General features: G+C 64.3%; 27 protein-coding genes and 1 tRNA gene. 15 read left to right on the top strand and 13 right to left on the bottom strand.

Annotated features, from left to right (window positions below; genetic code table 11):
* Positions 1-48 precede the first annotated feature (48 nt).
* Both LCM4577_RS06120 and LCM4577_RS06115 read right to left on the bottom strand, forming a co-directional pair.
* Positions 49-444 carry a hypothetical protein gene (locus tag LCM4577_RS06120; RefSeq protein WP_071070217.1) on the bottom strand — a complete coding sequence of 132 codons (396 nt, stop codon included), beginning with the start codon at positions 442-444 and terminating at the stop codon, positions 49-51.
* 82 nt (positions 445-526) lie between these two features.
* On the bottom strand, positions 527-1,138 hold the full coding sequence (locus tag LCM4577_RS06115; protein ID WP_071032801.1) for an alpha-ketoglutarate-dependent dioxygenase AlkB: 612 nt from the start codon (positions 1,136-1,138) through the stop codon (positions 527-529).
* Between the two features lie 101 nt (positions 1,139-1,239).
* Here LCM4577_RS06115 and LCM4577_RS06110 point away from each other — a divergent pair, with 101 nt between their 5' ends.
* Both LCM4577_RS06110 and LCM4577_RS06105 read left to right on the top strand, forming a co-directional pair.
* Positions 1,240-1,455 (top strand): KTSC domain-containing protein, encoded by a 216-nt coding sequence (locus LCM4577_RS06110; RefSeq protein WP_040990195.1) that lies wholly within the window; start codon positions 1,240-1,242, stop codon positions 1,453-1,455.
* 24 nt (positions 1,456-1,479) lie between these two features.
* Positions 1,480-1,977, top strand: a complete 498-nt coding sequence (locus LCM4577_RS06105; RefSeq protein ID WP_244508230.1) for a GFA family protein — start codon at positions 1,480-1,482, stop codon at positions 1,975-1,977.
* 38 nt (positions 1,978-2,015) lie between these two features.
* Here the strand turns inward: LCM4577_RS06105 and LCM4577_RS06100 are convergent.
* Positions 2,016-2,105 (bottom strand) — tRNA-Ser (locus LCM4577_RS06100).
* 459 nt (positions 2,106-2,564) lie between these two features.
* Between LCM4577_RS06100 and LCM4577_RS06095 the strand changes: the two genes are divergently transcribed.
* The 4 genes from LCM4577_RS06095 (at position 2,565) to LCM4577_RS06080 (ending at position 5,435) form a co-directional block, all read left to right on the top strand.
* Positions 2,565-3,260: a DUF2569 family protein gene (locus LCM4577_RS06095; RefSeq protein WP_071032805.1), complete on the top strand. Its 696-nt coding sequence runs from the start codon at positions 2,565-2,567 to the stop codon at positions 3,258-3,260.
* Positions 3,261-3,358: 98 nt separating this feature from the next.
* A complete protein-coding gene (locus LCM4577_RS06090) occupies positions 3,359-3,685 on the top strand; it encodes a hypothetical protein (protein WP_071032806.1) in 327 nt (108 codons plus the stop codon).
* Between the two features lie 236 nt (positions 3,686-3,921).
* Positions 3,922-4,911, top strand: a complete 990-nt coding sequence (locus LCM4577_RS06085; RefSeq protein WP_040990191.1) for a BMP family protein — start codon at positions 3,922-3,924, stop codon at positions 4,909-4,911.
* Positions 4,912-4,976: 65 nt separating this feature from the next.
* Positions 4,977-5,435 carry a GNAT family N-acetyltransferase gene (locus LCM4577_RS06080; RefSeq protein WP_244508229.1) on the top strand — a complete coding sequence of 153 codons (459 nt, stop codon included), beginning with the start codon at positions 4,977-4,979 and terminating at the stop codon, positions 5,433-5,435.
* Here LCM4577_RS06080 and LCM4577_RS06075 read toward each other — a convergent pair.
* Entirely contained in the window at positions 5,430-5,837 is a 408-nt protein-coding gene (locus LCM4577_RS06075) for a hypothetical protein (protein WP_041004859.1), read from the bottom strand. The two genes, LCM4577_RS06080 and LCM4577_RS06075, sit on opposite strands and share 6 nt — an antisense overlap.
* 22 nt (positions 5,838-5,859) lie before the next feature.
* Positions 5,860-6,069, bottom strand: coding sequence for a SlyX family protein (locus LCM4577_RS06070; RefSeq protein ID WP_040990189.1), 210 nt, complete (start codon positions 6,067-6,069; stop codon positions 5,860-5,862).
* 257 nt (positions 6,070-6,326) lie between these two features.
* On the opposite strand from LCM4577_RS06070, the gene LCM4577_RS06065 reads away from it, so the two are divergent.
* The 6 genes from LCM4577_RS06065 (at position 6,327) to deoA (ending at position 12,538) form a co-directional block, all read left to right on the top strand.
* Positions 6,327-7,859 (top strand): ABC transporter ATP-binding protein, encoded by a 1,533-nt coding sequence (locus LCM4577_RS06065; protein ID WP_071070213.1) that lies wholly within the window; start codon positions 6,327-6,329, stop codon positions 7,857-7,859.
* The gene (locus LCM4577_RS06060) at positions 7,856-8,995 is read left to right on the top strand and encodes an ABC transporter permease (protein WP_071070211.1); all 1,140 of its coding nucleotides are present in this window, start codon (positions 7,856-7,858) and stop codon (positions 8,993-8,995) included. The genes LCM4577_RS06065 and LCM4577_RS06060 overlap by 4 nt, the downstream gene beginning before the upstream one ends.
* 1 nt (position 8,996) lies before the next feature.
* Positions 8,997-9,968, top strand: coding sequence for an ABC transporter permease (locus LCM4577_RS06055; protein ID WP_041004857.1), 972 nt, complete (start codon positions 8,997-8,999; stop codon positions 9,966-9,968).
* Positions 9,969-10,029: 61 nt separating this feature from the next.
* Positions 10,030-10,422 (top strand): cytidine deaminase, encoded by a 393-nt coding sequence (gene cdd / locus LCM4577_RS06050; RefSeq protein WP_071070610.1) that lies wholly within the window; start codon positions 10,030-10,032, stop codon positions 10,420-10,422.
* Positions 10,419-11,222 carry a purine-nucleoside phosphorylase gene (locus tag LCM4577_RS06045; protein WP_041004856.1) on the top strand — a complete coding sequence of 268 codons (804 nt, stop codon included), beginning with the start codon at positions 10,419-10,421 and terminating at the stop codon, positions 11,220-11,222. Before cdd ends, LCM4577_RS06045 begins: the two co-directional genes overlap by 4 nt.
* Positions 11,222-12,538: a thymidine phosphorylase gene (deoA, locus tag LCM4577_RS06040; protein WP_071070209.1), complete on the top strand. Its 1,317-nt coding sequence runs from the start codon at positions 11,222-11,224 to the stop codon at positions 12,536-12,538. The genes LCM4577_RS06045 and deoA overlap by 1 nt, the downstream gene beginning before the upstream one ends.
* 5 nt (positions 12,539-12,543) lie before the next feature.
* Here the strand turns inward: deoA and LCM4577_RS06035 are convergent, their stop codons facing one another.
* From LCM4577_RS06035 to LCM4577_RS06025, 3 genes are all read right to left on the bottom strand, one after another.
* The gene (locus tag LCM4577_RS06035) at positions 12,544-13,110 is read right to left on the bottom strand and encodes a TIGR02281 family clan AA aspartic protease (RefSeq protein ID WP_040990183.1); all 567 of its coding nucleotides are present in this window, start codon (positions 13,108-13,110) and stop codon (positions 12,544-12,546) included.
* A gap of 205 nt (positions 13,111-13,315) precedes the next feature.
* On the bottom strand, positions 13,316-13,945 hold the full coding sequence (gene upp, locus LCM4577_RS06030) for a uracil phosphoribosyltransferase (RefSeq protein ID WP_071070207.1): 630 nt from the start codon (positions 13,943-13,945) through the stop codon (positions 13,316-13,318).
* A gap of 126 nt (positions 13,946-14,071) precedes the next feature.
* Positions 14,072-15,046 carry an adenosine deaminase gene (locus LCM4577_RS06025; protein WP_071070205.1) on the bottom strand — a complete coding sequence of 325 codons (975 nt, stop codon included), beginning with the start codon at positions 15,044-15,046 and terminating at the stop codon, positions 14,072-14,074.
* A 168-nt stretch (positions 15,047-15,214) separates the two neighbouring features.
* Between LCM4577_RS06025 and ubiE the strand changes: the two genes are divergently transcribed.
* From ubiE to coaBC, 3 genes are all read left to right on the top strand, one after another.
* Positions 15,215-15,991: a bifunctional demethylmenaquinone methyltransferase/2-methoxy-6-polyprenyl-1,4-benzoquinol methylase UbiE gene (gene ubiE / locus LCM4577_RS06020; protein WP_040990181.1), complete on the top strand. Its 777-nt coding sequence runs from the start codon at positions 15,215-15,217 to the stop codon at positions 15,989-15,991.
* Positions 15,992-16,055: 64 nt separating this feature from the next.
* On the top strand, positions 16,056-17,630 hold the full coding sequence (ubiB, locus tag LCM4577_RS06015) for a 2-polyprenylphenol 6-hydroxylase (protein ID WP_041004851.1): 1,575 nt from the start codon (positions 16,056-16,058) through the stop codon (positions 17,628-17,630).
* A 72-nt stretch (positions 17,631-17,702) separates the two neighbouring features.
* Positions 17,703-19,178: a bifunctional phosphopantothenoylcysteine decarboxylase/phosphopantothenate--cysteine ligase CoaBC gene (coaBC, locus tag LCM4577_RS06010; protein WP_071070203.1), complete on the top strand. Its 1,476-nt coding sequence runs from the start codon at positions 17,703-17,705 to the stop codon at positions 19,176-19,178.
* 64 nt (positions 19,179-19,242) lie between these two features.
* Here the strand turns inward: coaBC and LCM4577_RS06005 are convergent, their stop codons facing one another.
* From LCM4577_RS06005 to LCM4577_RS05985, 5 genes are all read right to left on the bottom strand, one after another.
* The gene (locus LCM4577_RS06005) at positions 19,243-20,694 is read right to left on the bottom strand and encodes an MFS transporter (RefSeq protein ID WP_083354643.1); all 1,452 of its coding nucleotides are present in this window, start codon (positions 20,692-20,694) and stop codon (positions 19,243-19,245) included.
* 273 nt (positions 20,695-20,967) lie between these two features.
* Positions 20,968-21,972, bottom strand: coding sequence for a hypothetical protein (locus LCM4577_RS06000; protein WP_071070199.1), 1,005 nt, complete (start codon positions 21,970-21,972; stop codon positions 20,968-20,970).
* An 8-nt stretch (positions 21,973-21,980) separates the two neighbouring features.
* The gene (locus LCM4577_RS05995; RefSeq protein WP_131803425.1) at positions 21,981-22,991 is read right to left on the bottom strand and encodes a hypothetical protein; all 1,011 of its coding nucleotides are present in this window, start codon (positions 22,989-22,991) and stop codon (positions 21,981-21,983) included.
* Between the two features lie 16 nt (positions 22,992-23,007).
* The gene (locus LCM4577_RS05990; RefSeq protein WP_274534965.1) at positions 23,008-23,136 is read right to left on the bottom strand and encodes a hypothetical protein; all 129 of its coding nucleotides are present in this window, start codon (positions 23,134-23,136) and stop codon (positions 23,008-23,010) included.
* 248 nt (positions 23,137-23,384) lie between these two features.
* Positions 23,385-23,861, bottom strand: coding sequence for a DUF992 domain-containing protein (locus LCM4577_RS05985; protein WP_071032831.1), 477 nt, complete (start codon positions 23,859-23,861; stop codon positions 23,385-23,387).
* Positions 23,862-23,879 lie beyond the last annotated feature (18 nt).

Raw genomic sequence — 23,879 nt, 5'->3', positions numbered from 1 at the left:
TGTCTTTAGTCCCGAAACCGGTTCCCGCTTTCGGGAGACATGCTTTAGTCAGGCCGTCGTCTGAATGATCAGCGTCAGCGTGCCGTCACCGTCGATGTTGGCGGCGACGACCTGCGAGGAATTCAGCCCGTTCGCATGCAGAACCGACGTCGCCTCGGGGGAGGCGTCGACCGAGCTTTGCAGCTTGGCCAGTTCCTTGGCGGTCGTCCTGGTGACTATGGCTTCGGCCTGCGCCTTCACTTCCGAAGGCAGGTCCTCCATCGCCACCACGACGATATTGGTGACGTTCTGGGCGGCATCGTCCTGGYCGGGCTGGGGCTGGCCGGGGATGGGCTCCTGGGCGGGAGGCAGGGCTTGCGGCGGCTGCGGATCGGCGCGTTGAGCGGAAGCCGCCTGCGCCAATGCCATTGCCGACAGCGTCAGGACCATCGTCAACATACGCATCGTCTTTCCTTTCGATCTCGAAATCTGACGACACAACCCCGGGGCCCGGCGATGGTTCCCGGATGGTCGCCGGTGCGACTGCCTAAAGAGCCCGCATTGTCCGGAACGTCACCGAATAGCGATGGCGTTCGACAGGCGGGATGGAGTGCTCCCACTCGTTCCGCGCCGGCCCGGCCATGAGATAGATGGACCTGGGCTCGACTTCGATCGTTTCACGGTCCCATGCCGCGCCCTTCCTGCGGCGCAGTCGGAAGCTGCAGGGCGCCAGCAGCGAAACGCCCGCGACGAGCTCGAAATGCGGCTTGTCCCGGTGCCAGCCTATGCCGGCGCCCGGGCGATACTCATTGATCAGCGCCTGCGCGAATTCGGATGCCGGGACGCCGGCGAAGAGGGCGACCTTGACGCGAAGCGGCAACAGGAAGTCCGGAATCGGCGGCGCTTCGAGCACCTGGCGGCGCTCATAGTCATAGCGCAGGCCGAAGCCGACGACCTGCCTGTTGGCAAGATGGCCGTGAAAATCGAACGGCTTGAAGGGCAGGTCCTGGATTTGACTGATCAGCGCATGCTCTTCGTCGCGGGTAATCAGGTCCGGCTGATAGGAGAAGCCTTCGGGTGCGGGCGGCGCGCTGGCAGGCGCGCCGAAGAGATCGCCTTGGAAAGCGCCCCCGCCGGTCCGGTTCCTGGCTGATGACATGCGGATCACATAGGCAATGAGACCGCTTCTGCAAGGCCGGTCCAGGCATGATGGAACCCAGAGGCGCACGAAGGATTAAGGGGGAAACCAGGAGGCGGCACATGCCTTCCACCGCGATCCGGAATATCCATTACGATCGGTCGAAGCGGGTCCTTTCGGTATGGTTCGTCCCAACTGGCAAGCGCTATGACTATGAGGACGTCGGACCCGAGATCTACACGGCTTTCAAGGCGGCGTTCTCAAAAGGGCAATTCTTCAACGAATTCGTGCGCGATCGTTTCAGATATCACCTGGTCGAGCATGGAAGCGGCCATTGAGCGCTGGCCGGTGTGAACAGAGGGATGGTGGCCGCGCAACGTAGAGTTTTTCGACAACAGGTCCCGGAGGTTAACCACCCGATGATTCGTATCGAGCAAGGCCGCTGTTTCTGCGGCAAGGTTTCAGCAGAGTTTACCGGGGAGCCTTTCTGGATCTGCTTCGATCACGATGACGATTGCCGGCGGGCGATCGGCAGTCCGCTGACGATCTGGATCGGATATCGGCCAAACGAGGTGAGATGGATGGGTGCGAGCCCCAAGACATTCTCCAAAACCAGAGGCGTGGTGCGATCGTTCTGCGAAAAATGCGGCACGTCCATCGGCTATGCCGATCAGGGCCTTCCGGACGAATTCTATGTTTCGGCCGGTTTCATGGACGCGCCCGAGAGGTTTGCGCCGCAAGCCCAGGCCTATTGGGAAATGCGCTTGCCCTTCATCGTCATGGATGACGGGTTGCCGCGCGTGAATGGCTACACGCGCCGGCGCGATCCTTCATTTGGAAATCCGCGCGACCGTTCCTGAGGCGCTGCGCGCGCGGGCTGAAATATCATGAAAGTTTATGGCGGAGAGAGCGGGATTCGAACCCGCGTTACGGTTTCCCGTAAACACACTTTCCAGGCGTGCGCCTTCAACCACTCGGCCACCTCTCCGTCGTTGACATCTCGCGCCGGCCGGTTTCGCCGCGCGGGTTGGGGAGATGCTCCCATGGGAAGTCCACAACGGACATATAGTTGCCTTCAACCGGCGGACAACCTTCCCGGCACCGGTAGCCGTCTAGGCAAACAGGCGCGGGGCTCATCTAGTCGATCCGAAAGCGAATGCCAAGCCATAATGGCATTGCCGCGGCTTTTGCCGTGAAAAGGGCAGAGCCGTGTGTTCAGGAGGGCCGAAGCGTTCGAATGATGTGCACAGGCCGGCCGCTCCCAACTGGCTGTGCTTGACTTCGGCTCCGCGCGGCTGTCGACTGCCCGAACTCTTTGTTTTCATGCAATCCCGGTTGGAACGGTTGCGAGCTTCCCTGGAGTTGCCGGTTCAGTTTTTGCAGTTCCTGACGGAAAGCAGCCACGTGCCTTTCCAGGAATTGTTCGGGCGAGGGGCATCGTCCTGGCATGGCGTCGATCGACCAGCAACCCGCGGGGCGGCCGGATAGCGGGCTTTCCTTCGTCCCGGTGGCCTGGCTCGTCATCGTCATGGGCCTGTCGGCCTACGGCCTGATCGCGAACTGGCGGCTGATCGGCGATTTCAGCCTGCCGGAAAATGCATTCCTGCTCGTCTATGGCGGCTTGGCTGGCGGCGTGATCACCATCCTGTGGGGTTTGTACCTGCTTGGGCTTGCCTTCAACCGCTCGGCCCGCTTTCCTCGCCATTACACGATCTGGCAGGTCGCCATCATCATCTGGCTCGTCCTGCGCCAGGCCTATGTGTCCTACGCCTTCGTCTTCTCGGTAGAGGCGCTGGGCTTCACCGTGGCCGAGATCGCCATTGGCCTGCTCTGTATCTACCTCCTGCGGAATGGCGCCGGCTCCGAGACCGTCTATGCCAATCCGGAGACTGAGCGTCCGCCGGTCTTCGTCTCGATCCTTGCCGCGCTGCTCGGCATCATCCTTGGCGGCGTGATCGGCGCATTCGGCGGGTTCTTCGCCGGTTCGCTGATCGCCGACCTGACGCATATGAGCTGCTTCGAGGGCGCCTGTGGATTTTTCGCGGCTTTTATCGGCCTGGGCGGCCTGATCGTGGGCGCGGTCGCCGGCGGTATTTTCGCCGTCTGGCGGGTGAACCGGCGCAGAACGGCGCCGGCCCGCTAATTTCACGGTGTCAATTTCATGGGGCCGCGATTGCGCGGGAACCACGCACGCTCTATGTCGGTTGCGGGGTAGACGGAGCGTTCCCGGGGAGAGCGTCGATGTTGCGTTTCATCTTTCGGCTGGCAGCCATGGTTGCGCTGTCGATTTCCGTCATCATGGCGGTGATCGACACCACACGCTCGGTCGCAGCCTCCTCGCTGGTGATGACGCCGCTCAACGCAAGCTGGCTCGCGGTCTCGCCTGACACCCGCGCGGCATTCGAGACTTTCGTGCGCGCCAAGGCAGGCCCGCTGGTCTGGGACGGCGCCGCCGCCTGGGTGCTCGCGCAACCCGGTTTTGCGGTGTTCGCGGTGCTTGCCTTCCTGCTCTACGCCATCGGCTACCGGCGCAAGCGCCGCGGCGCAGAATTCGCACCAACTCCCTGAAGGCCCTTGTTTTGAAGCTGTTGCGGACGGACGGCTACGGTGAAGTCGCCGAGCCCAACCGCCGGTAACCGCTTTTTCCAACAGGTCAAAATTCCACGTGAATTTTGTTTCGCGCCGTGCCAGATTGACCGCGAGCGGGAGGGGAGAACACTTCCTGCCTGGCGTCGCCAGCCTGCCGGAGAACCGGGCTGGCAGGCGGTGCAAAACGGAAAAATAACCGACAGGGTGTGGATCACATGAAACGTATCGTTCTCGGCCTTCTGGCCGCAACCGCAATGGTTCTTCCGGCTTTCGCCGCAGATGTGCAGCCGGCCATCCTCTACGATCTGGGCGGCAAGTTCGACAAATCCTTCAACGAGGCCGCCTATAACGGCGCCGAGAAGTTCAAGAAGGAAACCGGCGTCGCCTATGTCGAGTTCGAAGTCTCCAACGCCTCGCAGCGCGAGCAGGCGCTGCGCCGCTTCGCCGAGGACGGCCGCAACCCGATCGTCATGGCCGGCTTTGCCTGGGAGGACGCGCTGAAAGCGGTCGCGAAAGATTATCCAGACCTGAATTTCGCCATCATCGACGATGCCGTCGACCTGCCCAATGTCCGCTCGCTGGTGTTCAAGGAGAATGAAGGCTCCTATCTCGTCGGCATCCTGGCGGCGATGGCGTCGAAGTCGAAGAAGGTCGGCTTCATCGGCGGCATGGACATCCCGCTGATCCGCAAGTTCGAATGCGGCTATGTCGGCGGCGCCAAGTCGGCAGGTGCTACCGACGTCATCCAGAACATGACCGGCGACACGCCGGCCGCCTGGAACGACCCGGCCAAGGGCGGCGAGATCGCCAAGACGCAGATCGACCAGGGCGCCGACGTGGTCTACGCGGCGGCCGGCGGCACCGGCGTCGGCGTGCTGCAGGCGGCTGCGGATGCAGGCAAGCTCGGCATCGGCGTAGACTCCAACCAGAATGGCCTGCAGCCGGGCAAGGTGCTGACCTCGATGATGAAGCGCGTCGACGTCGCCGTCTACAACACCTTCATGGACGGCAAGAACGGCACCTTCAAGGGCGGCCTCGAGAATCTCGGCCTCAAGGAAGGCGGTGTCGACTATGCCATGGACGACAACAACAAGGCGCTGGTGACCGATGAGATGAAGGCGGCCGTCGAAAAGGCCAAGGCCGACATCATCTCCGGCAAGGTCCAGGTGCACGACTACACCGCCGACAACAATTGCCCGTATTGATCGGCAGCTGAACCAGGTTTTGGACCGCCGGGCCAACGCCCGGCGGTTTCGTTTTGGAGACGGGCATGATGCGACCGACAATCGAAGCCATGGCAGACGGCGACGTCGAAGCGATCGCGCGGCTTCGGCTCGAGGCCTTCTTCGAGGGCACGGGCCGGACACTCGAGGAGGACGTGGCCGGGCTGCGCGGCCTGATCGCCGGCGACGGCCTCGAGGCGGCTTTCGTTGCCCGCGAGCGTAGCCGGCCGATCGGGAGCTGCCTGCTCGTTCGCGACGAGATCAGTTCGCCGCACGACCTGACGCCATGGCTGGCCGGGCTGGTCGTCGAGGAAGCCTACCGCGGCAGCGGAATCGGCACGGCGCTGGTCAAGACCGTCGAGGCCCATGCCGCGTCGGCCGGCATCGGCACGCTCTACCTGTACACCTGGCAGGCGCGCGGCTTCTACGAAGCGCTCGGGTGGACGGGGATAGAGACCTTCAAGCAGGACGGCGAGCCGATGCTTCTGATGTCGAGAAAACTATAGCGTTCCGGCGAGATAGCCGAGCGCAAAGGCGGCCACCAGGGCAAGCGCGATGACGAAGCCCAGCCTGCCGCCAAGCGAATGCAGGCCGATGCCGTAGGGCTTGCGTTCGAGCCGGTGGATCATCGGCGGCGGTGCTTCCGTCCCAGGGCCGGCAACGCCACCCAGCCGCGTCTGCATCTGCGGCAATTCGGCAAGGCGTTGCGTGACCTGCTCCCAGCGATTGTCGCGCGCCTCGAGTCCTACGGGATCGAAGGCGCGCAAGCGTTCGGCCAGCCGCAGCACCGTGTCGCGAAAGGCGGGATCGATCTCGAGGTCGCGCTCGGCGCGGGCGCGTTCCCTGTCGTTCATCAGGCCAAAGACATAGTCGCCGGCCCTGGCGACACGGTCGCTTTCACTAGGCATGGCCGTCTTTCCCCATGGCGCTTCACCAATGCGGCGGCTTGGTCACCGGAACATCGGGAGCGGTCTGCTCCTCCAGCTCCAGGAACCGGTCCGTCAGGGCGGCGAGCTTGCGCTCCATGCGCTCGATAACCTTCCACTGCTCGGCGATCTGGCCGGACAGTTCCTCGATGGTCTTTTCCTGCTCGGCGGCGCGGATTTCCAGCGTCGTCAGCCGATCGTCAGGCATAGCCATGCAAAACCCACCGCTGCGAATATCAAGCTCCCACCTAAGCAGACATTCGTGGGCTGCCCCACGAATATCTGCTTAGCTCTGTTAGTTTTTCAGGCTCTGATCGCAAAACCGTGGGACACTTTTGCGGAACCTGCTCAGGTTCGAAATTGACAAGGGCGCGGGGATTTGTCGAGAGTGAACGGCCGATTGGCATAAGCGGGGCATCATGCTAGGCATTTTGACCAAGCGATAAAAAAATAACGAGTGGGACAGGCTGCATGGCGCAAGCCGCAATCGAGCTCATAGGCATCAACAAGAGTTTTGGCGCCGTGCGCGCCAACCGCGACATCAACCTGGAAGTCGCGCGCGGCACCATCCACGGCATCGTCGGCGAGAACGGCGCCGGCAAGTCGACGCTGATGTCGATTCTGTACGGCTTCTACCAGGCCGACAGCGGCGAAATCCGCGTCGGCGGGAAGCCGGTGTCGATCAGCACCTCCAACGATGCCATCGCGCTCGGCATCGGCATGGTGCACCAGCATTTCATGCTGGTCGACAATTTCACGGTGCTGGAAAATGTCATCCTCGGCGCCGAAAACGATGCGCTGCTGAAGAGCAGCATCGCCAAGGCGCGCTCGGAGCTCGACCGGCTGGAGCGCGAATACGGCCTCGAGGTCGATCCCGACGCCGTCATCGAGGAGCTGCCGGTCGGCCTGCAGCAGCGCGTCGAAATCCTCAAGGCGCTCTACCGCGGCGCCGAGATCCTGATCCTCGACGAGCCGACGGGCGTCTTGACGCCGGCCGAGGCCGACCACCTCTTCCGCATCCTCAAGCAATTGAAGGATCAAGGAAAAACGATCGTGCTCATCACGCACAAGCTGCGCGAGATCATGGCGATCACCGACACGGTTTCGGTGATGCGCCAGGGCACGATGGTGGCGACCCGGGTGACGAAGGAAACCACGGTCGGCGAACTGGCCGAACTGATGGTCGGCAGGCGCGTGCTGCTTCGGGTCGAGAAGGGCCAGTCGGAGGCCGGCGCGGTAAAACTCTCGGTCAAGAACCTGACGGTGAAGGATTCGCGCGGCGTCACCATGGTCGACAATGTCTCCTTCGACGTGCGCGGCGGCGAGATCGTCGGCATCGCCGGCGTCGCCGGCAATGGCCAGTCCGAACTGCTGGAGGCGATCTCCGGCATCCGGCATGCGGTCTCCGGCGAAGTGACGCTGGAAGGCAAGCCGATCGATCTCACCGGCAAGGCCGATCCCGGCGAATTGCGCGACCGCGGGCTCGCCCATGTGCCCGAGGACCGCCACCATGTCGGGCTGGTGCTCGCCTTCGAGGAGAACGAGAATTCGATTCTCGGCTATCACGACGACGAGCGCTATCTGAAGGGACCGTTCCTCGACGTCGACGCCATCATGGCCGACGCGAAGGACAAGATCGAGAAATACGACATCCGTCCCGGCAATCCGCGGCTGAAGACGGCCAATTTCTCCGGCGGCAACCAGCAGAAGATCGTGCTGGCCAGGGAGATGGAGCAGGATCCCGGTGTGCTGATCGTCGGCCAGCCGACGCGCGGCGTCGATGTCGGCGCCATCGAATTCATCCACAAGCGGCTGATCGCCATGCGCGACCAGGGCAAGGCGGTGCTGGTGGTCTCGGTCGAGCTCGACGAGATCCGCTCGCTCTCCGACCGCATCCTGGTGATGTTCGCCGGCCGTGTCGTCGGCGAGCGCGGGCCGGAGGCGACCGAAGGCGAGCTTGGCCTGCTGATGGCAGGCGTCGAGCACCAGGAGGCCGCCGAATGAGCACGCCCTACGCCAAACTGCCGGCCTGGGCCGATTATGGGTTGATTCCGTTGATCAACCTGTCGGTCGCCTTCATCGTCGCCGGCTTCGTCGTCATGCTGGTCGGGGAAAACCCGTTTCGCGCCGCCGTCATCCTGGTCGAAGGCGCCTTCGGCAAGGGCACTGGCATCGCCTTCACCCTGTTCTACGCCACGACCTTCATTTTCACCGGGCTGTCGGTGGCGGTGGCGGCGCATTGCAGCCTGTTCAACATCGGCACCGAGGGCCAGGCCTATATAGGCGGCCTCGGCATCGCGCTCGTCTGCCTGAGCCTCGACAGCGTGATGCCCTGGTGGGTGATCTTTCCGATCGCGATCGTGGCCGCGGCGGCGTTCGGCGCGCTTTGGGGCCTGATCCCGGCCTATCTGCAGGCCAAGCGCGGCTCGCATATCGTCATCACCACCATCATGTTCAACTTCATCGCTGCCTCAGTGATGGTCTATCTGCTGGTCGGTCCGCTGAAGCCGGCCGGCTCGCAGGCGCCGCAGACGCGCAATTTCCTCGCCGGCGCCGAACTGCCGAAGCTCAATTGGATCATCGAATTGTTCGGCGCCAAGATCCGTTCCGCGCCACTCAACATCTGCTTCCTCCTGGCGCTGGTCATGGCCTTCCTGGTCTGGCTTTTGATCTGGCGCACCAGGCTCGGCTACGAGATGCGCACCTATGGTCACAGCCCGAAGGCGGCGCGCTACGCCGGCATTTCGGAAACCCGTATCATCATCACCGCGATGATGATCTCCGGCGCGCTGGCCGGCATGATGGCGCTCAATCCGGTGATGGGCGACCAGCACAATGTCGCGATCGATTTCGTCTCGGGCGCCGGCTATGTCGGCATCGCGGTCGCGCTGATGGGCCGGCTGCATCCGGTCGGCATCGTGCTGGCGGCGATCCTGTTCGGCATGCTCTACCAGGGGGGCGCCGAGCTTGCCTTCGAGATGCCGGCGATCAGCCGCGACATGATCGTCATCATCCAGGGCCTGGTCATCCTGTTTGCCGGTGCGCTGGAGCATATGTTCAGGCCCTATATCCAGGCGCTGTTCGCCTCGGTCAGTCCGAAATCGGTCGGCATGCAGGCGGTGAACGGGAAGGGGGCCTGAGATGGACACGTTCAACGCCATCGTCCAGGTGCTGGATTCAACCATCCGCCTTTCGGTGCCGCTGCTGCTCGCCTGCCTGGCGGGGCTCTATTCGGAGCGGGCCGGCATCTTCGACATCGGGCTGGAAGGCAAGATGCTGGTCGGCGCCTTTGCCGGCGCTTCGGCCGCCGCCGTCTTCCATTCGGCGCTGATCGGCCTCGGCACCGCGGTGCTGATCTCGGTCGCCTTCGCCCTGGTGCACGGCTTCGCCTCGATCACGCATCGCGGCAACCAGATCGTCTCCGGCGTGGCGATCAACTTCGTCGCCGCGGGATCGACCATCATCCTCGGCCAGGCCTGGTTCAGCCAAGGCGGACGCACGCCGGCGTTGCAGCCGGGCGAACGCTTCGCTGCGATCACCTGGCCCGGCGCCGACGCGATCAAGGATGTGCCGATCATCGGCCCGATCTATGCCGAGCTGATCTCCGGCCATTCGATCCTGGTCTATTTCGCCTTCGCCATGGTGCCGTTCACCTGGTGGGTGCTGTTTCGCACCCGTTTTGGCCTCAGGATGCGGGCGGTCGGCGAAAATCCGGCCGCCGTCGACACCGCCGGCATCTCGGTCGCCTGGCTGCGCTATCGCGCGCTGATCTGCACCGGCATCCTCACGGGGGTCGCCGGCGCCTATCTCTCCATGGTGCAGAATGGCGGCTTCGTGAAGGACATGACGGCGGGCAAGGGCTATATCGCGCTGGCAGCGCTGATCTTCGCCAAGTGGAAGCCGGTCAACGCCATGTTCGCCTGCCTTTTGTTCGGCTTCCTCGATGCCGCAGCGATCCGCCTGCAGGGCTCGCCGCTGCCGATCATCGGCAAGGTGCCGGTGCAGTTCATGCAGGCGCTGCCCTATGTGCTCACCGTCATCCTGCTTGCCGGCTTCATCGGCAAGGCCATCCCGCCGCGCGCCGGCGGCGTGCCCTATGTGAAGGAACGCTGAGCCGGAATTTTAGTCCGGCGGCGACCGGCATTTGAACAAGATCGTGGGAGAGAAGAACCGGATGTCGCATGATCTGTTCGAGGCGGCGAAGACGGCGATGGCCAAGGCCTATGCGCCTTATTCAAAGTTCCCGGTGGGTGCCGCGCTGCGCACCGAGGACGGGCGCGTCTTCACCGGCGCCAATATCGAGGTGGCGTCCTATCCGGAAGGCTGGTGCGCCGAGACGACGGCGCTCGGCCACTATATCATGGGCGGCGGCGGCAAGATCGTCGAGATCGCGGTGATCGCCGAACGCATGGCCAAAYGCTCGCCCTGCGGTGGCTGCCGGCAGCGGCTGGCGGAATTCTGCCGGCCGGAGACGAAGCTTTATCTGTGCGACGACACCGGCGTGGCCGAGACGGTCACCATGGGCGACATGCTGCCCTACGGCTTCAGGGGCGATATCTTGAAATGATGGAAGCGCTGGATCATCTGGTCGAGAAGCTGGACGGGCTGGCGCCGACGGCGGCGCTCGTGCTGGGCTCGGGTCTCGGCGGGCTGGTCGACCAGGTCAAGGATGCCAGGCGCATCTCCTATGCCGAGTTGCCGGGCTTCCCGCGCAGCGGTGTTTCGGGCCATGCCGGCGAGGTGGTTGCCGGGCATTTCGCCGGCACACCGGTGCTGATGCTGTCCGGCCGTGCGCATTATTACGAGCACGGCAACGCCGCGGCGATGCGCCCGGCGCTGGAGGTGCTTGCCGGCATCGGCATCTCGCATCTGATCCTCACCAACGCCGCCGGCTCGATTGATCCTGAAATGGGACCGGGCTCGGTGATGCTGATCACCGACCACATCAATTTCTCCGGCTCCAATCCGCTGATCGGCGAGCCGAGCGACCGCCGCTTCGTCGGCCTCACCGAGGCCTATGATGCGGGCTTGCGCGGAGCGATCGAGAAGGCTGCGAAGGCAACCGGCACGGCGCTGCATCAAGGCGTCTATATGTGGTTTTCCGGACCATGCTTCGAGACGCCGGCCGAGATCCGCATGGCGCGCGTCATGGGGGCGACGGCGGTCGGCATGTCGACCGTGCCGGAGGTCATCCTCGCCCGCTTCCTCGGGCTCAAGGTCGCCGCCTGCTCGGTCATCACCAACCTGGCGGCCGGCATGACCGGGGCGGAGCTCTCGCACCAGGAAACCAAGGACATGGCGCCGGTCGGCGGCGCGCGGCTGGCGACGATCCTGCGGCGCGTCTTCCAGGACGGTCTGCCCGACTGATGCTGCCGCAGGAGATCATCCGCCGCAAACGCGATGGCCACAAGCTCTCGGCCGATGAGATCGCGGCCTTCGTCGCCGGGCTGACGGCCGGCACCATCTCCGAAGGCCAGGTCGGCGCTTTCGCCATGGCCGTGTTCCTCAACGGCATGAGCCGCGAGGAAGCGGTTGCGCTGACGATCGCCATGCGCGATTCCGGCGACGTGCTCGATTGGTCCGACCTGCCGGGCCCGGTCACCGACAAGCATTCGACGGGCGGCGTCGGCGATAATGTCTCGCTGATGCTGGCGCCGATCGTCGCCGCCTGCGGCGCTTATGTGCCGATGATCTCGGGCCGCGGCCTCGGCCACACCGGCGGCACGCTCGACAAGATGGATGCCATCCCCGGCTACACCAGCCAGCCGGACGTGGCGCTCTTCCGCAAGACGGTGCTCGAGGCTGGCTGCGCCATCATCGGCCAGACTGCCGATCTGGCGCCTGCCGATCGCCGGCTCTACGCGATCCGCGACGTGACGGGCACGGTCGAATCGATCCCGCTGATCACCGCTTCGATCCTGTCGAAGAAGCTCGCCGCGGGCCTGGGCTCGCTGGTGCTCGACGTCAAGGTCGGCAACGGCGCCTTCATGGAGAAGTCGCGCGATGCGGTTGCCCTGGCGAACAGCCTGGTCGAGGTGGCCAACGGCGCCGGCCTGAGCGCATCGGCGCTGGTGACGGGCATGAACGAGCCGCTGGCCTCGGCCGCCGGCAACGCGGTCGAGGTGAAGAACGCTGTCGATTTCCTCACTGGGCGCTATCGCGATCGCCGGCTGGAGGATGTGACGCTGGCGCTGGCAGCCGAGATGCTGCAGTCGGCGGGGCTGGTTTCGTCGCAGCAAGATGGCCTCAGGCGTGCGACCGAAGCGCTCGCCGGCGGCCGAGCGGCCGCCGTCTTCGCGCGGATGGTGGCCGTGCTTGGCGGTCCCGGCGATTTCGTCGAGAAGCCGGAAAAATACCTGCCGACGGCGCCGGTCGAACTGGCCGTGAAAGCGGAACAGGACGGATTCGTGACCGGCATCGCCACGCGCGACATCGGGCTTGCCGTCGTCACGCTTGGTGGCGGGCGTTCGCATCCGGACGACAAGATCGATCACGCCGTCGGTTTGACCCGGCTGTTGCCGGTCGGCGCCGAACTGCGCTCGGGCGAGGCATTGGCGCTGGTGCATGCGCGCACCGAAGCGGAGGCCGAAGCGGCGGCGGCCGCGGTGCGTGCTGCTTATGCGATCGGGGGTTCCAAGCCGCCCGCCGAAAAGACCGTGCTCAGGCGGATACTGCCTCGCTGATCAGGCTATTGGACGAGCAGCAGCGAGCCGTCCTGAACCTGGTATTTCTGCAGCCGCTGCAGGAAGCTCATGCCGATCAGGTTGGTTTGCAGCGCCCTGTCGTCGAGCACCATCGCCTGAACGTTGTCGATGGAGATCTTGCCGATCTGCAGGCGCGAGACCGTCACCACGGCGGCTTTGATCGCGCCGTTGGCGGTGTTCACCTGGTGATTGAAGTCGGACGGGTTGAGCGAGATGCCGATCCTGCGCGCCGTCGAGGTGTTGATGGCGACCAATGTCGCGCCGGTGTCGATCATGCCGTCGATCTGACGGCCGTTCAGCTTGAACTGCGAGGTGAAGTGGCCGCGCGCATCGGCGTTGACCAGCACCTGGCGGCCGAGCGGCATCGGCGCCGCCGGCTTGTCCGGGACGGAAGCGAGATTGACCTGCGGCTGGGCCTCCGGGGCTGTCGGCTGCGGGGCGACGGTCGATTTCAAGAGGCCGTCCACCAGATGCGGGTTAGCCTGATAGACGATCGGAATCGAAGCCGAGGTTCCGGCAAAGATGCCGAGGATGAGAAGCTTGCGCAGCATGGATGCCCCTAGATCGTTTCACCGTTTCAAGGAAACGTTGAACCGCTCTATCCCTTTGTTTTGAAGCAATTCCGAACGGAAAACCGCTTCACACTTTTCCTGGAATTGCTCCCGAAAGCAGCATCCTTAAGTCCGCCATGGTTTTTATGATTTTAACTCGTGCCGGAACCGCAAGCTTGCGTAAACGGCCAGTTAAGAAACGCGCTCACTTTGTCCCGTACATCCGGTCGCCGGCGTCGCCGAGGCCGGGCATGATATAGCCCTTGTCGTTCAACTGGCGGTCGATCGAGGCGGTGAAGATCGGCACGTCGGGATGCGCCCTGGTGAAGCGCTCGATCCCTTCGGGTGCGGCGAGCAGGCACAGGAAGCGGATGTTGGTGGCACCGCGCCCCTTCAGCTTGTCGATCGCGGCGATCGCCGAATTCGCGGTCGCCAGCATCGGATCGACGACGATCACCAGCCGGTCGGCAAGATCGCTCGGCGCCTTGAAGAAATATTCGACGRCTTCCAGCGTCTCATGGTCGCGGTAGAGGCCGATATGGGCGACGCGGGCGGCCGGCACCAGGTCGAGCAGGCCCTCGAGCAGGCCGTTGCCGGCGCGCAGCACCGAGGCGAAGACCAGCTTCTTGCCTTCCAGCGTCGGTGCCTCCATCTCCTCGATCGGCGTCTCGATCATGGTCGTGGTCAGCTCGAGATTGCGGGTCACCTCATAGCCGAGCAGAAGCGAAATCTCGCGCAGCAGCCGCCGGAAGCCGGCCGTCGAGGTCTCCTTCTTGCGCATGATGGTCAGCTTGTGCTGGACAAGGGGGTGGTCGACGACGGTGACGCCCTGCATCGAGATCTCCTTAGACTTGCTTGAGACGACCCTAGCGACAATGTGCCGGCCAAGGAACCGCCCGGCGGCCATCCACCACAGCTTTTGCCCTGAATCCAGAGGAAGAAGCGAATCCGGAAGACGAAATCAGCGTCGGCCGCCATTCACGCGGGCGAGCAGCATAGCCTTGGTCTTCCTATCCACGAAGGCCGCCTCGACGGCCGTCCTGGTGACGGCGGTGAGCGCCTTGTCGTCCATGCGGAAATGCTCGGCGGCGATATCGTATTCGCGCTTCAGCGAAGTCCAGAAATAGGGCGGGTCGTCGGAGTTGAGCGTCACCTTGCAGCCGGCGGCGCGCAACGCCGGGAAGGGATGGTCGGCGAAGCTGTCGAAGACCTTCAAGGCGATGTTGGAGCCTGGGCAGCATTCCAGCACCACGCCCTGGTCGGCGATGCGGCGGACGAGGTCGGGGTTCCCGATGGCGCGAACGCCATGGCCGATGCGGGCGGGGCGGATGTGGTCGAGCGCCGCCTTGACACTTTCCCAGCCCATCAGCTCGCCGGCATGGATGGTGATGCCGAGGCCGGCTTCGCGCGCGATCTCGACGGCGCGCACATAGTCCTCGAAATCGCCGACGCGCTCGTCGCCGGCGACGCCGAAACCGGTCACCAGCGGATGGCCGCAGCGTGCCGCGAAGCGCGCCGCCTGCTCGATCGCCTCGACGCCGACATGGCGCACGCCGGTAACGATCATGCGCCCCTCGATGCCGGTCTTGGCCCTGGCGCGCACGATGCCTTCGCCCAGCGCATCCGTATAGGCTTTTGGCGACAGCCCGGCCTTCTTGGCATGATCCGGCGAGGTGAAGATCTCGGAATAGATGGCGCCGTCGCGGGCGAGGCTGGTCAGATAATGGTCGGCGAGGCGCGCATAGTCCTCTTCGCTGCGGAACAGGTCGGATGCAAAATCGTAAGCGGCGAGAAAGGAGGTGAAATCGTGCCAGACGAAGGAGCCGTCCTGGATGTAGGGCGAAGGATCCTTGCCGTATTTGCGGGCCTGGGCGACGACGAGCTCGGGCGCCGCCGCGCCTTCGATGTGGCAGTGCAGTTCGGCCTTCAAAATCATGCGGTCATCCCGTCCGGTATGCTGCTCTCGCACAGGTGCTGGCCGGAAAATCACGCAAGACCTTGCCCGACCGGGTTTTGAAAGCGCGGCCGAAAACCGCGCCTTGGACAATAGCGTCGGCACCATCGATCGGCTATGGTCCCGCCGGTTTTATGACGGATCAAAATAATGTCAGTTGAGAGAACCACGGCCGCGGGCGGCATGGAAACCTCCTATGGTTTCAGGAAGGTCGGGGCAGGCGAGAAGCAGCCCCTGGTCAACGACGTCTTCCATAAGGTGGCCAATCGATACGACCTGATGAACGATCTGATGTCGGCCGGGTTGCATCGACTGTGGAAGGACGCGATGGTCGCCTGGCTGAACCCGCCGAAGCGGCCGGGCTGGAAGGTGCTCGACGTGGCCGGCGGCACCGGCGATATCGCCTTCCGCATCGTCGAGGCCAGCCAGCGCCAGGCCCATGCCACGGTGCTCGACATCAACGGCTCCATGCTGGCGGTCGGCCGCGACCGGGCCGAGAAGCAGGGCCTGGCCGCAAACACGGACTTTGTCGAAGCCAATGCGGAGGAATTGCCGTTCGAGGACGACACTTTCGACGCTTATACGATCGCGTTCGGCATCCGTAACGTGCCGCGCATCGAAGTCGCGCTTGCCGAAGCCTATCGCGTGCTGAAGCGCGGCGGACGGTTTCTGTGCCTGGAGTTCTCCGAGGTCGAGATGCCGCTGCTCGACAAGGCCTATGAAGCCTGGTCGTTCAACGCGATCCCCAGGATCGGCAAGGCGGTGACCGGCGACGGCGAGCCCTATTCCTATCTGGTCGAATCCATCCGTAAGTTCCCCAACCAGCAGAATTTCGCGGCGATGATCGCCCGCGCCGGCTTCGACCGCGTCACCTTCCGCAACTATTCTGGCGGCATCGCCGCCCTTCATTCCGGCTGGAAGCTTTGAGGCGCGGCCCTTTGCAGCAGAAGCAGGCCCCTTTGAAGCAGCTCTCCTTGACGCAGGTTGGGCTATGAGCAGCGTCGCTGCCGCCTTCAGACTCGCCCGGGCCGGCTGGGTGCTGGTCCGCGAGGGCGTCGTCGCGGCGTTGCCAGGCGAAGAGCTCTCCGGCATGCCGAAATTCGGCTGGCGGGTGGCGCGGCTTTTCACCCGCCGCCGGGCGCTGAGCTACCAGCGCGGCGACAGGCTGGCGCGGGCAGTGGTGCGGCTTGGCCCCTCCTACGTCAAGCTCGGCCAGTTCCTGGCAACGCGGCCCGACGTCGTCGGCAACGACATGGCGCTCGACCTCGCGCTCTTGCAGGACAAGATGCATACGTTCCCGAAGGCGGAGGCGATCCATGCGATCGAAGCCTCGCTCGGGCGCAGGATCGACGACCTCTATGCCAGCTTCGGCGAACCGGTTGCGGCGGCCTCGATCGCGCAGGTGCACAGCGCCGAAGTCGTGCGCGAGGGTGTCGCTTCGCGGGTGGCGGTGAAGGTTATCCGGCCCGGCGTGCGGCGCCGCTTCTTCCAGGATCTCGAAAGCTATTTCCTCGCTGCCCACCTGCAGGAGAAATATATCCCCTCGTCACGCCGCCTGCGCCCGGTCGAGGTGACCCAGACGCTGGCGCAGACCACCAGAATCGAGATGGATCTGAGGCTCGAGGCGGCGGCGCTTTCCGAGCTCGGCGAGAACACCAAGGACGATACGGGTTTTCGCGTGCCCGTGGTCGACTGGGAGCGGACCGGCCGCGACGTGCTCACCATGGAGTGGATCGACGGCGTCAAGATGAACGACATCGCTGGCCTCGCCGCCGCCGGGCATGACCTCAAGGCGATCGCCGCCAATCTCATCCAGTCGTTCCTGCGGCACACGCTGCGCGACGGCTTCTTCCATGCCGACATGCATCCGGGGAACCTGTTCGTCGAGGCGGACGGCACCATCGTCGCCGTCGATCTCGGCATTGCCGGCCGGCTCGGCAAGAAGGAACGGCGCTTCCTCGCCGAGATCCTTTACGGCTTCATCGTGCGCGATTATCAGCGCGTCGCCGAGGTGCATTTCGAGGCAGGCTATGTGCCGCGCCAGCACAATGTCTCTGCCTTCGCGCAGGCGATCCGCGCCATTGGCGAGCCGATCCACGGCCAGTCGGCCGAGACCATCTCGATGGCGAAGTTGCTGACGCTGTTGTTCGAAGTCACCGAGCTGTTCGATATGGCGACGCGGACCGAGCTGGTGCTTCTGCAAAAGACCATGGTGGTGGTGGAAGGCGTCGCGCGCACGCTCGATCCAGCCTTCAACATGTGGAAGACGTCCGAGCCCGTGGTCAGCGACTGGATCGCCGGCAATCTTGGCCCGCGCGGCATGCTCGCCGATGCGCGCGACGCGGGCAGGGCCCTTGTGTCGCTGGCAAGGCAGGCGCCGGATCTCGTGGCCCGCACCGAGCGGCTGTCACGCGAGATCGACCTGATGGCGGAGAACGGCCTGCGCTTCGACGAGGCGACCGCGCGCGCCATAGGCAGGGCGGAAGCGCGCCACACCCGTTCCGGCCGCGTAGCGCTCTGGGTGATCGCGCTGACGCTGATCTATATCGCGTGGAAGTTGCTTTGACCGCCATGCGGCTTGTCGCCGATTGATTGCATTGCTATCATTGCAAGCGTTACTTGAAGCGAGTRCAATCACATGGCCAGCATCACGATCCGCAATCTGGATGACGAGGTCAAGGACCTGCTCCGGCAGCTGGCGGCCGAGAATGGCCGTTCGATGGAGGAGCAGGCGCGGGCGATGATACGCGCCGCGGTCGAAGGTCGGGCAGGGCAGGCCGAGCGCATCGGCCAGATCGAGGAAAAGCTGCGTGCGCTGACGGGTTCGAAGGAGCAGGCAGCGCCGGTCGTCGCCGCATCCGCCAAATCAGTTTCGCGAGGTTCTCTCTCCGGCAAGCGCATCCTGCTCGTCATCGGCGGCGGCATCGCCGCCTACAAGGCGCTCGACCTGATCCGGCGGCTGCGCGAGCGCAGCGCGTCGGTACGGGTGGTGATGACGTCGGCCGCGCAGCAATTCGTCACCACGCTGTCGGTCGGCGCGCTTTCAGCCGACCATGTCTTCACCGAGCTGTTCGACCGCAATGACGAGCACGATGTCGGCCACATCAGGCTGTCGCGCGAGGCCGATCTGCTGGTCGTCGCGCCGGCCACAGCCGACCTGATGGCCAAGCTCGCCAACGGCCATGCCAACGATCTTGCCTCGACGGTGCTTCTGGCCACCGACAAGAAGGTGCTGATGGCGCCGGCCATGAACCCGAAAATGTGGGCGCATCCGGCAACGCGCCGCAACCGGGCGATCTTGCAGAAGGACGGCATCGCCTTTGTCGGTCCCGCCAAGGGCGAGATGGCCGAGAGCAACGAAGCGGGCGAGGGCCGCATGGCCGAGCCGCTGGAGATCGCCGCCGCGATCGAGGCCATGCTCGACGAGAAGCCGAAGCCGCTTGCCGGCCGCAGGATCATCGTCACCTCCGGGCCGACGCATGAGCCGATCGATCCGGTGCGCTACATCGCCAACCGCTCGTCGGGCAAGCAGGGCCATGCGATCGCGGCCGCTCTTGCCAAGCTCGGCGCCGATGTGCGGCTGGTTTCCGGTCCGGTCACCATCGCCGATCCGGCCGGTGTCGCGACCACCCATGTCGAAACGGCCGCTCAGATGAAGCAGGCGGTCGAGAGCCTGTTGCCGGCGGATGCCGCCGTGTTCGTCGCCGCCGTCGCCGACTGGCGCACGGCGAACGCCGCCGGTGAGAAGATCAAGAAGGTGGCGGGCGAGAGGCCGCCTTCGCTGCAGATGGTCGAAAATCCCGACATCCTGGCAGGCATCGGCCATCATGCGCAGCGGCCTGGCCTCGTCGTCGGCTTCGCCGCCGAGACGCAGGACCTCATCGCCAATGCCGAGGCCAAGCTCAAGAAAAAGGGCGCCGACTTCATCGTCGCCAACGACGTTTCGCATGAAAGCGGCATCGGCCCGTCCGGCGTGATGGGCGGCGACCGCAACAAGGTGCGCATCGTCTCCAGAACCGGCGTCGAGGAATGGCCGGAAATGGGCAAGGACGAGGTGGCGGTGCGGCTCGCCGCGCTGATCGCAGAGCGGCTGCGACAGACCGTCGTCGTTTAGTCTAGACCCTTTGTTTCGACGCAATTCCGGACGGAGAACCGCTCACACTTTTCCTGGAATTGCTCTAGCCGGGCGCTTGCTGAGGCCGCAGCGTCGGCAGCGCGATGCTCAGCGCGGCGATGCATCCCAGGACAGCCAGAGGCACGAAGGCGAGGAACAGCCAGCCGGCGACGCCGGCAGCCGCTTCACGGTTCAGGCCCTCCGAGAAGCCGCTGGCATTGGCGACGATGCCGGCAAGCGCTGCGCCCACCGCGTAGCCGATGCGCTGCATGGTCGGCACGGCGGCCGAGGCGATCGTCTGCTCGCCGTCGCGCGCCGAAGCGACGATGACGCGCGTGAGAAAGGGCCAGCAAACGCCGAAGCCGCCGCCCTGCAGCAGGGCGCAGAGCAGGATCAGCGGGATCGAGCCTGCCGGGATGGTGTAGGCGAAGCCGGCGAGGCCGGAGGCGATCATCAGCGCGCCGACGACGATGATCAGCCTCTCGCGCTCCAGCGGCGCATTGGCGATGAGGATCGACAGGATCGACCAGGCGATCGATTCGGCAGCGATGATGTAGCCGGTGGTCAGGATCGGAATGCCGTGCAGCGTGGTGAGAAGCAGCGGCCCGTAAATGGTGAAGGTGCAGGTCGCCACAGAGAATGCCGCAACCATGGTCATGCCGCTGCCAAGCGGCGAGCGCCATGAAAACAGAGGCGACGGAAAGAGCCGGGATTGCGGCCTGAGCGCATCGATGCGGAAGAACAGCGCCAGGCCGATCAGGCCGAGCAGGAGGAGCAGGGACGAGCGCAACAGGGCGATGTCGATACCGGCGCCGGCGATCAGCACGACGCTGAGGGCGAGGCAGGCGAGCGCCGGATAGGGGAAGGGTGGCGCCTTGCCGCTGCCCGCCTGTGGCTTCCTTGCCTCAGGCGTGTCGAGCACAATGAAGCTTGCCAGCGCCATCGCCGCGCCGCCGAAGGTGAAGATGCCGAAGGCCCAGCGCCACGACAGGAACTCGGTCATGAGGGCGCCGAGCATCGGGCCGCTGAAGGCGGCGACGCCCCAGATCGCGGACATGATGCCGAAGAGCTGCGGCCAGATGTTACGTGGAAACAGGCGCTCGACCGAGACGAAGGCCAGCGATACGAGCGCGCCGCCGCCAAGCCCTTCGACCAGGCGTCCGATGAGGAACAACGGCATGGAAGGCGCCGTGGCGCAGATCAGCGCGCCGATCGCGTAGAGCAGCGCGGCGACCATCATGTTGGAGCGCAGGGCGACATAGCTGACCAGCCGTCCGGCCGCGGCACCGGCGACGATCGCGCCAAGCTCGTAGATCGCCAACGACCAGCCGACCAGTTGCACGCCCGCGAGATCGCCGACCATGGCCGGCATCACCGTCGCCACCATCGTCTCGTTGGTGGCATGCAGCAGGATGCCGAGGCTGACGAAGCAGAAGCGCGCCAGGTCGCCGCTTGCCCACAGCGCCCGCCAATCCACCCTTTTGCCGGTCACTTTGTTGCCGCTTGCTGCCGTCACGCCGATCTCCTGCCTGCTTTGCGCACCTCATCCGCGTTGCGAACGAGGCTCTATCGGGTCGAGCATGATCTCCTCCGAAAACCGGTTTCCATCTTCGGGATCATGCTTTGGATCCAGTTCGGCGGAGCTTGTAAAACCTCAAGCGCGGTTGGGCTCAAGAGGCTTTTTCACGCTCACGGAAGGATTGYGGCAGAAGGGCCTGGCCTGTCGCGGTCGGCCAGTCAGCTTGCCGCACCACCGGAAGGTGAAGGCACGCGGGATATGTCCGGGAAATCAGTGAACAGGGTCCGGCTCGGGTTCGGATAGACGACGGCAACCGTCGATGACGGGATGGATGGTCCACTGGTTTTCCGGATCCTGTTGGGCTGCGACGGTCAACGGCGAGCCAGCTGAATCCACGGCCTCGCACCAGCGGTCGGAGCTGCCGTCCGGAACCGAAGATTCGTTCCAGCTGCCGTTCCATGTGCCGATCTTCTGACAGTGCTTGATCGGGTGGATCTCATTCCAGCCTTCATGGGCGGAATCATAGACCCACGTCCCCTTGACGAACAGGATGTCGGCGCCGCGCCGCGTCGGATCATTGACGTGAAGGTCGCCGAGATTCTCGTCGACATCGGTTGGATTGGCCGTGTCGAGAATGCCGACGATGCCGCCGACTATGACGATTGCGGCCGCGATGACCGTCAGGATCGCGCATGCGATCCATCCGAAGAAGGGAATGGCGCAAGCCACCGCGGCTGCGGTGGCCACGGGGATCGCGGCAAGGCAGGCGATCATCAGATCGTAGACGCCGGCGCCTTCGAATTCGCAGTGAAGCACCGCGGTAGGGTCGTCATTGGCCCACTGACGTGCCTCCAGTCCCTGCCAATCGAGGCCCGCATTCTTGATGGTAGGGGTGTTGGCGAGCAGGCGTCCGAACGGCTGGATCTTCTCGGCCTCGGCCTGCGGCGTGAATTCGAAGACGTTTCCCGGGACCAGATTGAGACTGTAGTCGGTATCGAAGCGATCGAGACCGGACTTCTCCTGTGGCGGATCGATCTTGAGCAGCCAGCCAACCGCACATTCGTCGCCGCCAAGGCAGACCAGCCGATCGTAAAGCCACCAGCGGCAGTATGCGAGGATGGCCGCGAGGGCGACCAGCAGGACCGCCGGCCCGGCAACGACGCCGACCAGGATCAGCGGCAGCGCAACCACGGCAGCGGCAATGATCACCTGCGCATATTGCTTACCGATATGATTTCCGACCGAAATGCATTTCGTGTAGTGCCGGTAAGCCATGGCGGTTCCTACCGTTCGACATAAAGCGTCACGCCGCCGGCAAGTCCGCGCGCCGAGAAGGCGTGGACGTTGATCGCCTTGCGGCCGGTGAAGCCGGCCGGTGGCTCGATATTGACGGCGACGGAAATTTCTTCTCCGGGACCGAGGGCGGCTTGCGCCGGGTCGAAGGTGACAAGCCAGCCGGAGGGAATGGGATGTGCCTGACGGGTATGGCCGGCAGGCACTGCCGCGATGGTGCCGGGAAAGGTGCGCAGCGGCCGGCGGGATGGCCTCGGACGGGGCCGCTCGCCGCAGATCGGCAATTCAGGCAATGCATAGGCGTCGGCTTCAAGCCGAAACTCGGCCCTCTCCCGTTCGCCGTTGCGCAGACGGAATTCGAACTTTGCCGGGGAATGGGCGACGCCGACGGTGGTGTTGTCCTGCCCGAGGTTGTTGTTGGGGTTCACGTCGTCCAGCCAATCGAGCAGCACCTGAATGCAGTAATGGCCGGGGTCGGCCGGCGTGCGCCATTTGACCGAAGCGAAGGCCGGATGATTTGCGCCGCCTTTGACTCCGAGATCGGTCTTTGCCTCGTCTATCCAGGTCGAGGTGGTCCCGATGCCGAAACTCAGATAGGAGAACTTCACCGGCAGATCGACGACCGGCGCCTCGGTCGAGTTGTTCCAGATGCGCGCGACCACCTCATATTCGGTGTCCGGCTCCAGCATATGCGGCGGGACGGTGGCGCCACCGCGCTTGATCTCGATATCCGGATTGTCCCAGGTGACAGCCAGGCCCTGGCCCATCAGATAGTACTGAGCGTAGATCAAAGGGTCCGGCCGCTTGTAAGCGGGGTCGCTGATCTTGACGCAGCGTTGCGGCCCGCTCCGGTCGAGCCGGCTAGGGAGCTTGGCTCTTTCGCAAATCAACCTGACGCGCGCGCAAATCTGCCCGGCTATCCGGCGCAGATTGTCTGGCCACTCCTTGAAGGCGTCGACGATCGCCCTCAGGAATTCCAATATTTTGGGGACCGGGCTCACGGCCTGTCTCGGGCCGTCAGCGTCGTTGCCGACGCATATAGAACCAGACCGCAGCGACCAGGAACGGTGCAAGGATCAAAAGAAGTTCGAAAGATCCTGAGCCGCCGTCAGGCGAAAATCCGAATAACCGCTCGATGAAATCCATCACAGCCTCCCGGACCTGCAACAAGAATTGCAGTCAACGATGTCTTTGCATCTGTTGGGCGGCTGCCCCTCTGCCGGCGATTGCCACCAACACCTCAGCTTGATAACACAAGATAAGCAAAGCCGCCACACGCAATCGATATTCTGGCGGCGCTCGTGCTTCCGACCGCGATCGATGGCTGCATAATATGCGAAGGCCGCGCCTTCGTAGAAGGCGCGGCCCCGCGGAGTGCCGTGGTTCTGCGGCGGCTATTTGTAGGAGTGGACGAGATCCAGCGAGGCCACCGCGACGGCCAGGTTGACGCCGGTCTGCGCCTGGACGCTGAGCGGCTCCAGCATGAAGGCGCCGTCGAGGCCGCCGACCAGGAGATTGGCGCCGCCGCCGGTCACCACGGAAGCCTCGGCGTTGACGCCGTAGTAGCTGCCGGCGAGGTCGCCCGCCTCATGATGACGCGTGCCGGCAAGCACTGCCCAGACGAGCTGGCCCTGATGCGTCTGGCCAAGGTCGACGCCGAGCTTGGAGATCATGCCGGTGTACTGTTCCGCCGGACCGTGATGATAGGGACGGAAGGTGCACGACACACCCTTGTTKGAGGTGATGACGTAGCCGATGCCGCCATCGATGGTGCAATCGAGCGTGCCAAGGCGCAGCGTGCCGGCGCTGACCGGAGAAGCGAGGACCGTGGCGGCAAGCGCGGCAGCGGCACAGGCAAGGGATTTGATCATTGGAAAGGTCCTTTCGCG

The sequence above is a fragment of the Mesorhizobium sp. LCM 4577 genome (assembly GCF_001854795.2).
GTDB classification, from domain to species: domain Bacteria; phylum Pseudomonadota; class Alphaproteobacteria; order Rhizobiales; family Rhizobiaceae; genus Mesorhizobium; species Mesorhizobium plurifarium.
This window is presented reverse-complemented; position numbering and strand designations above follow the sequence as displayed.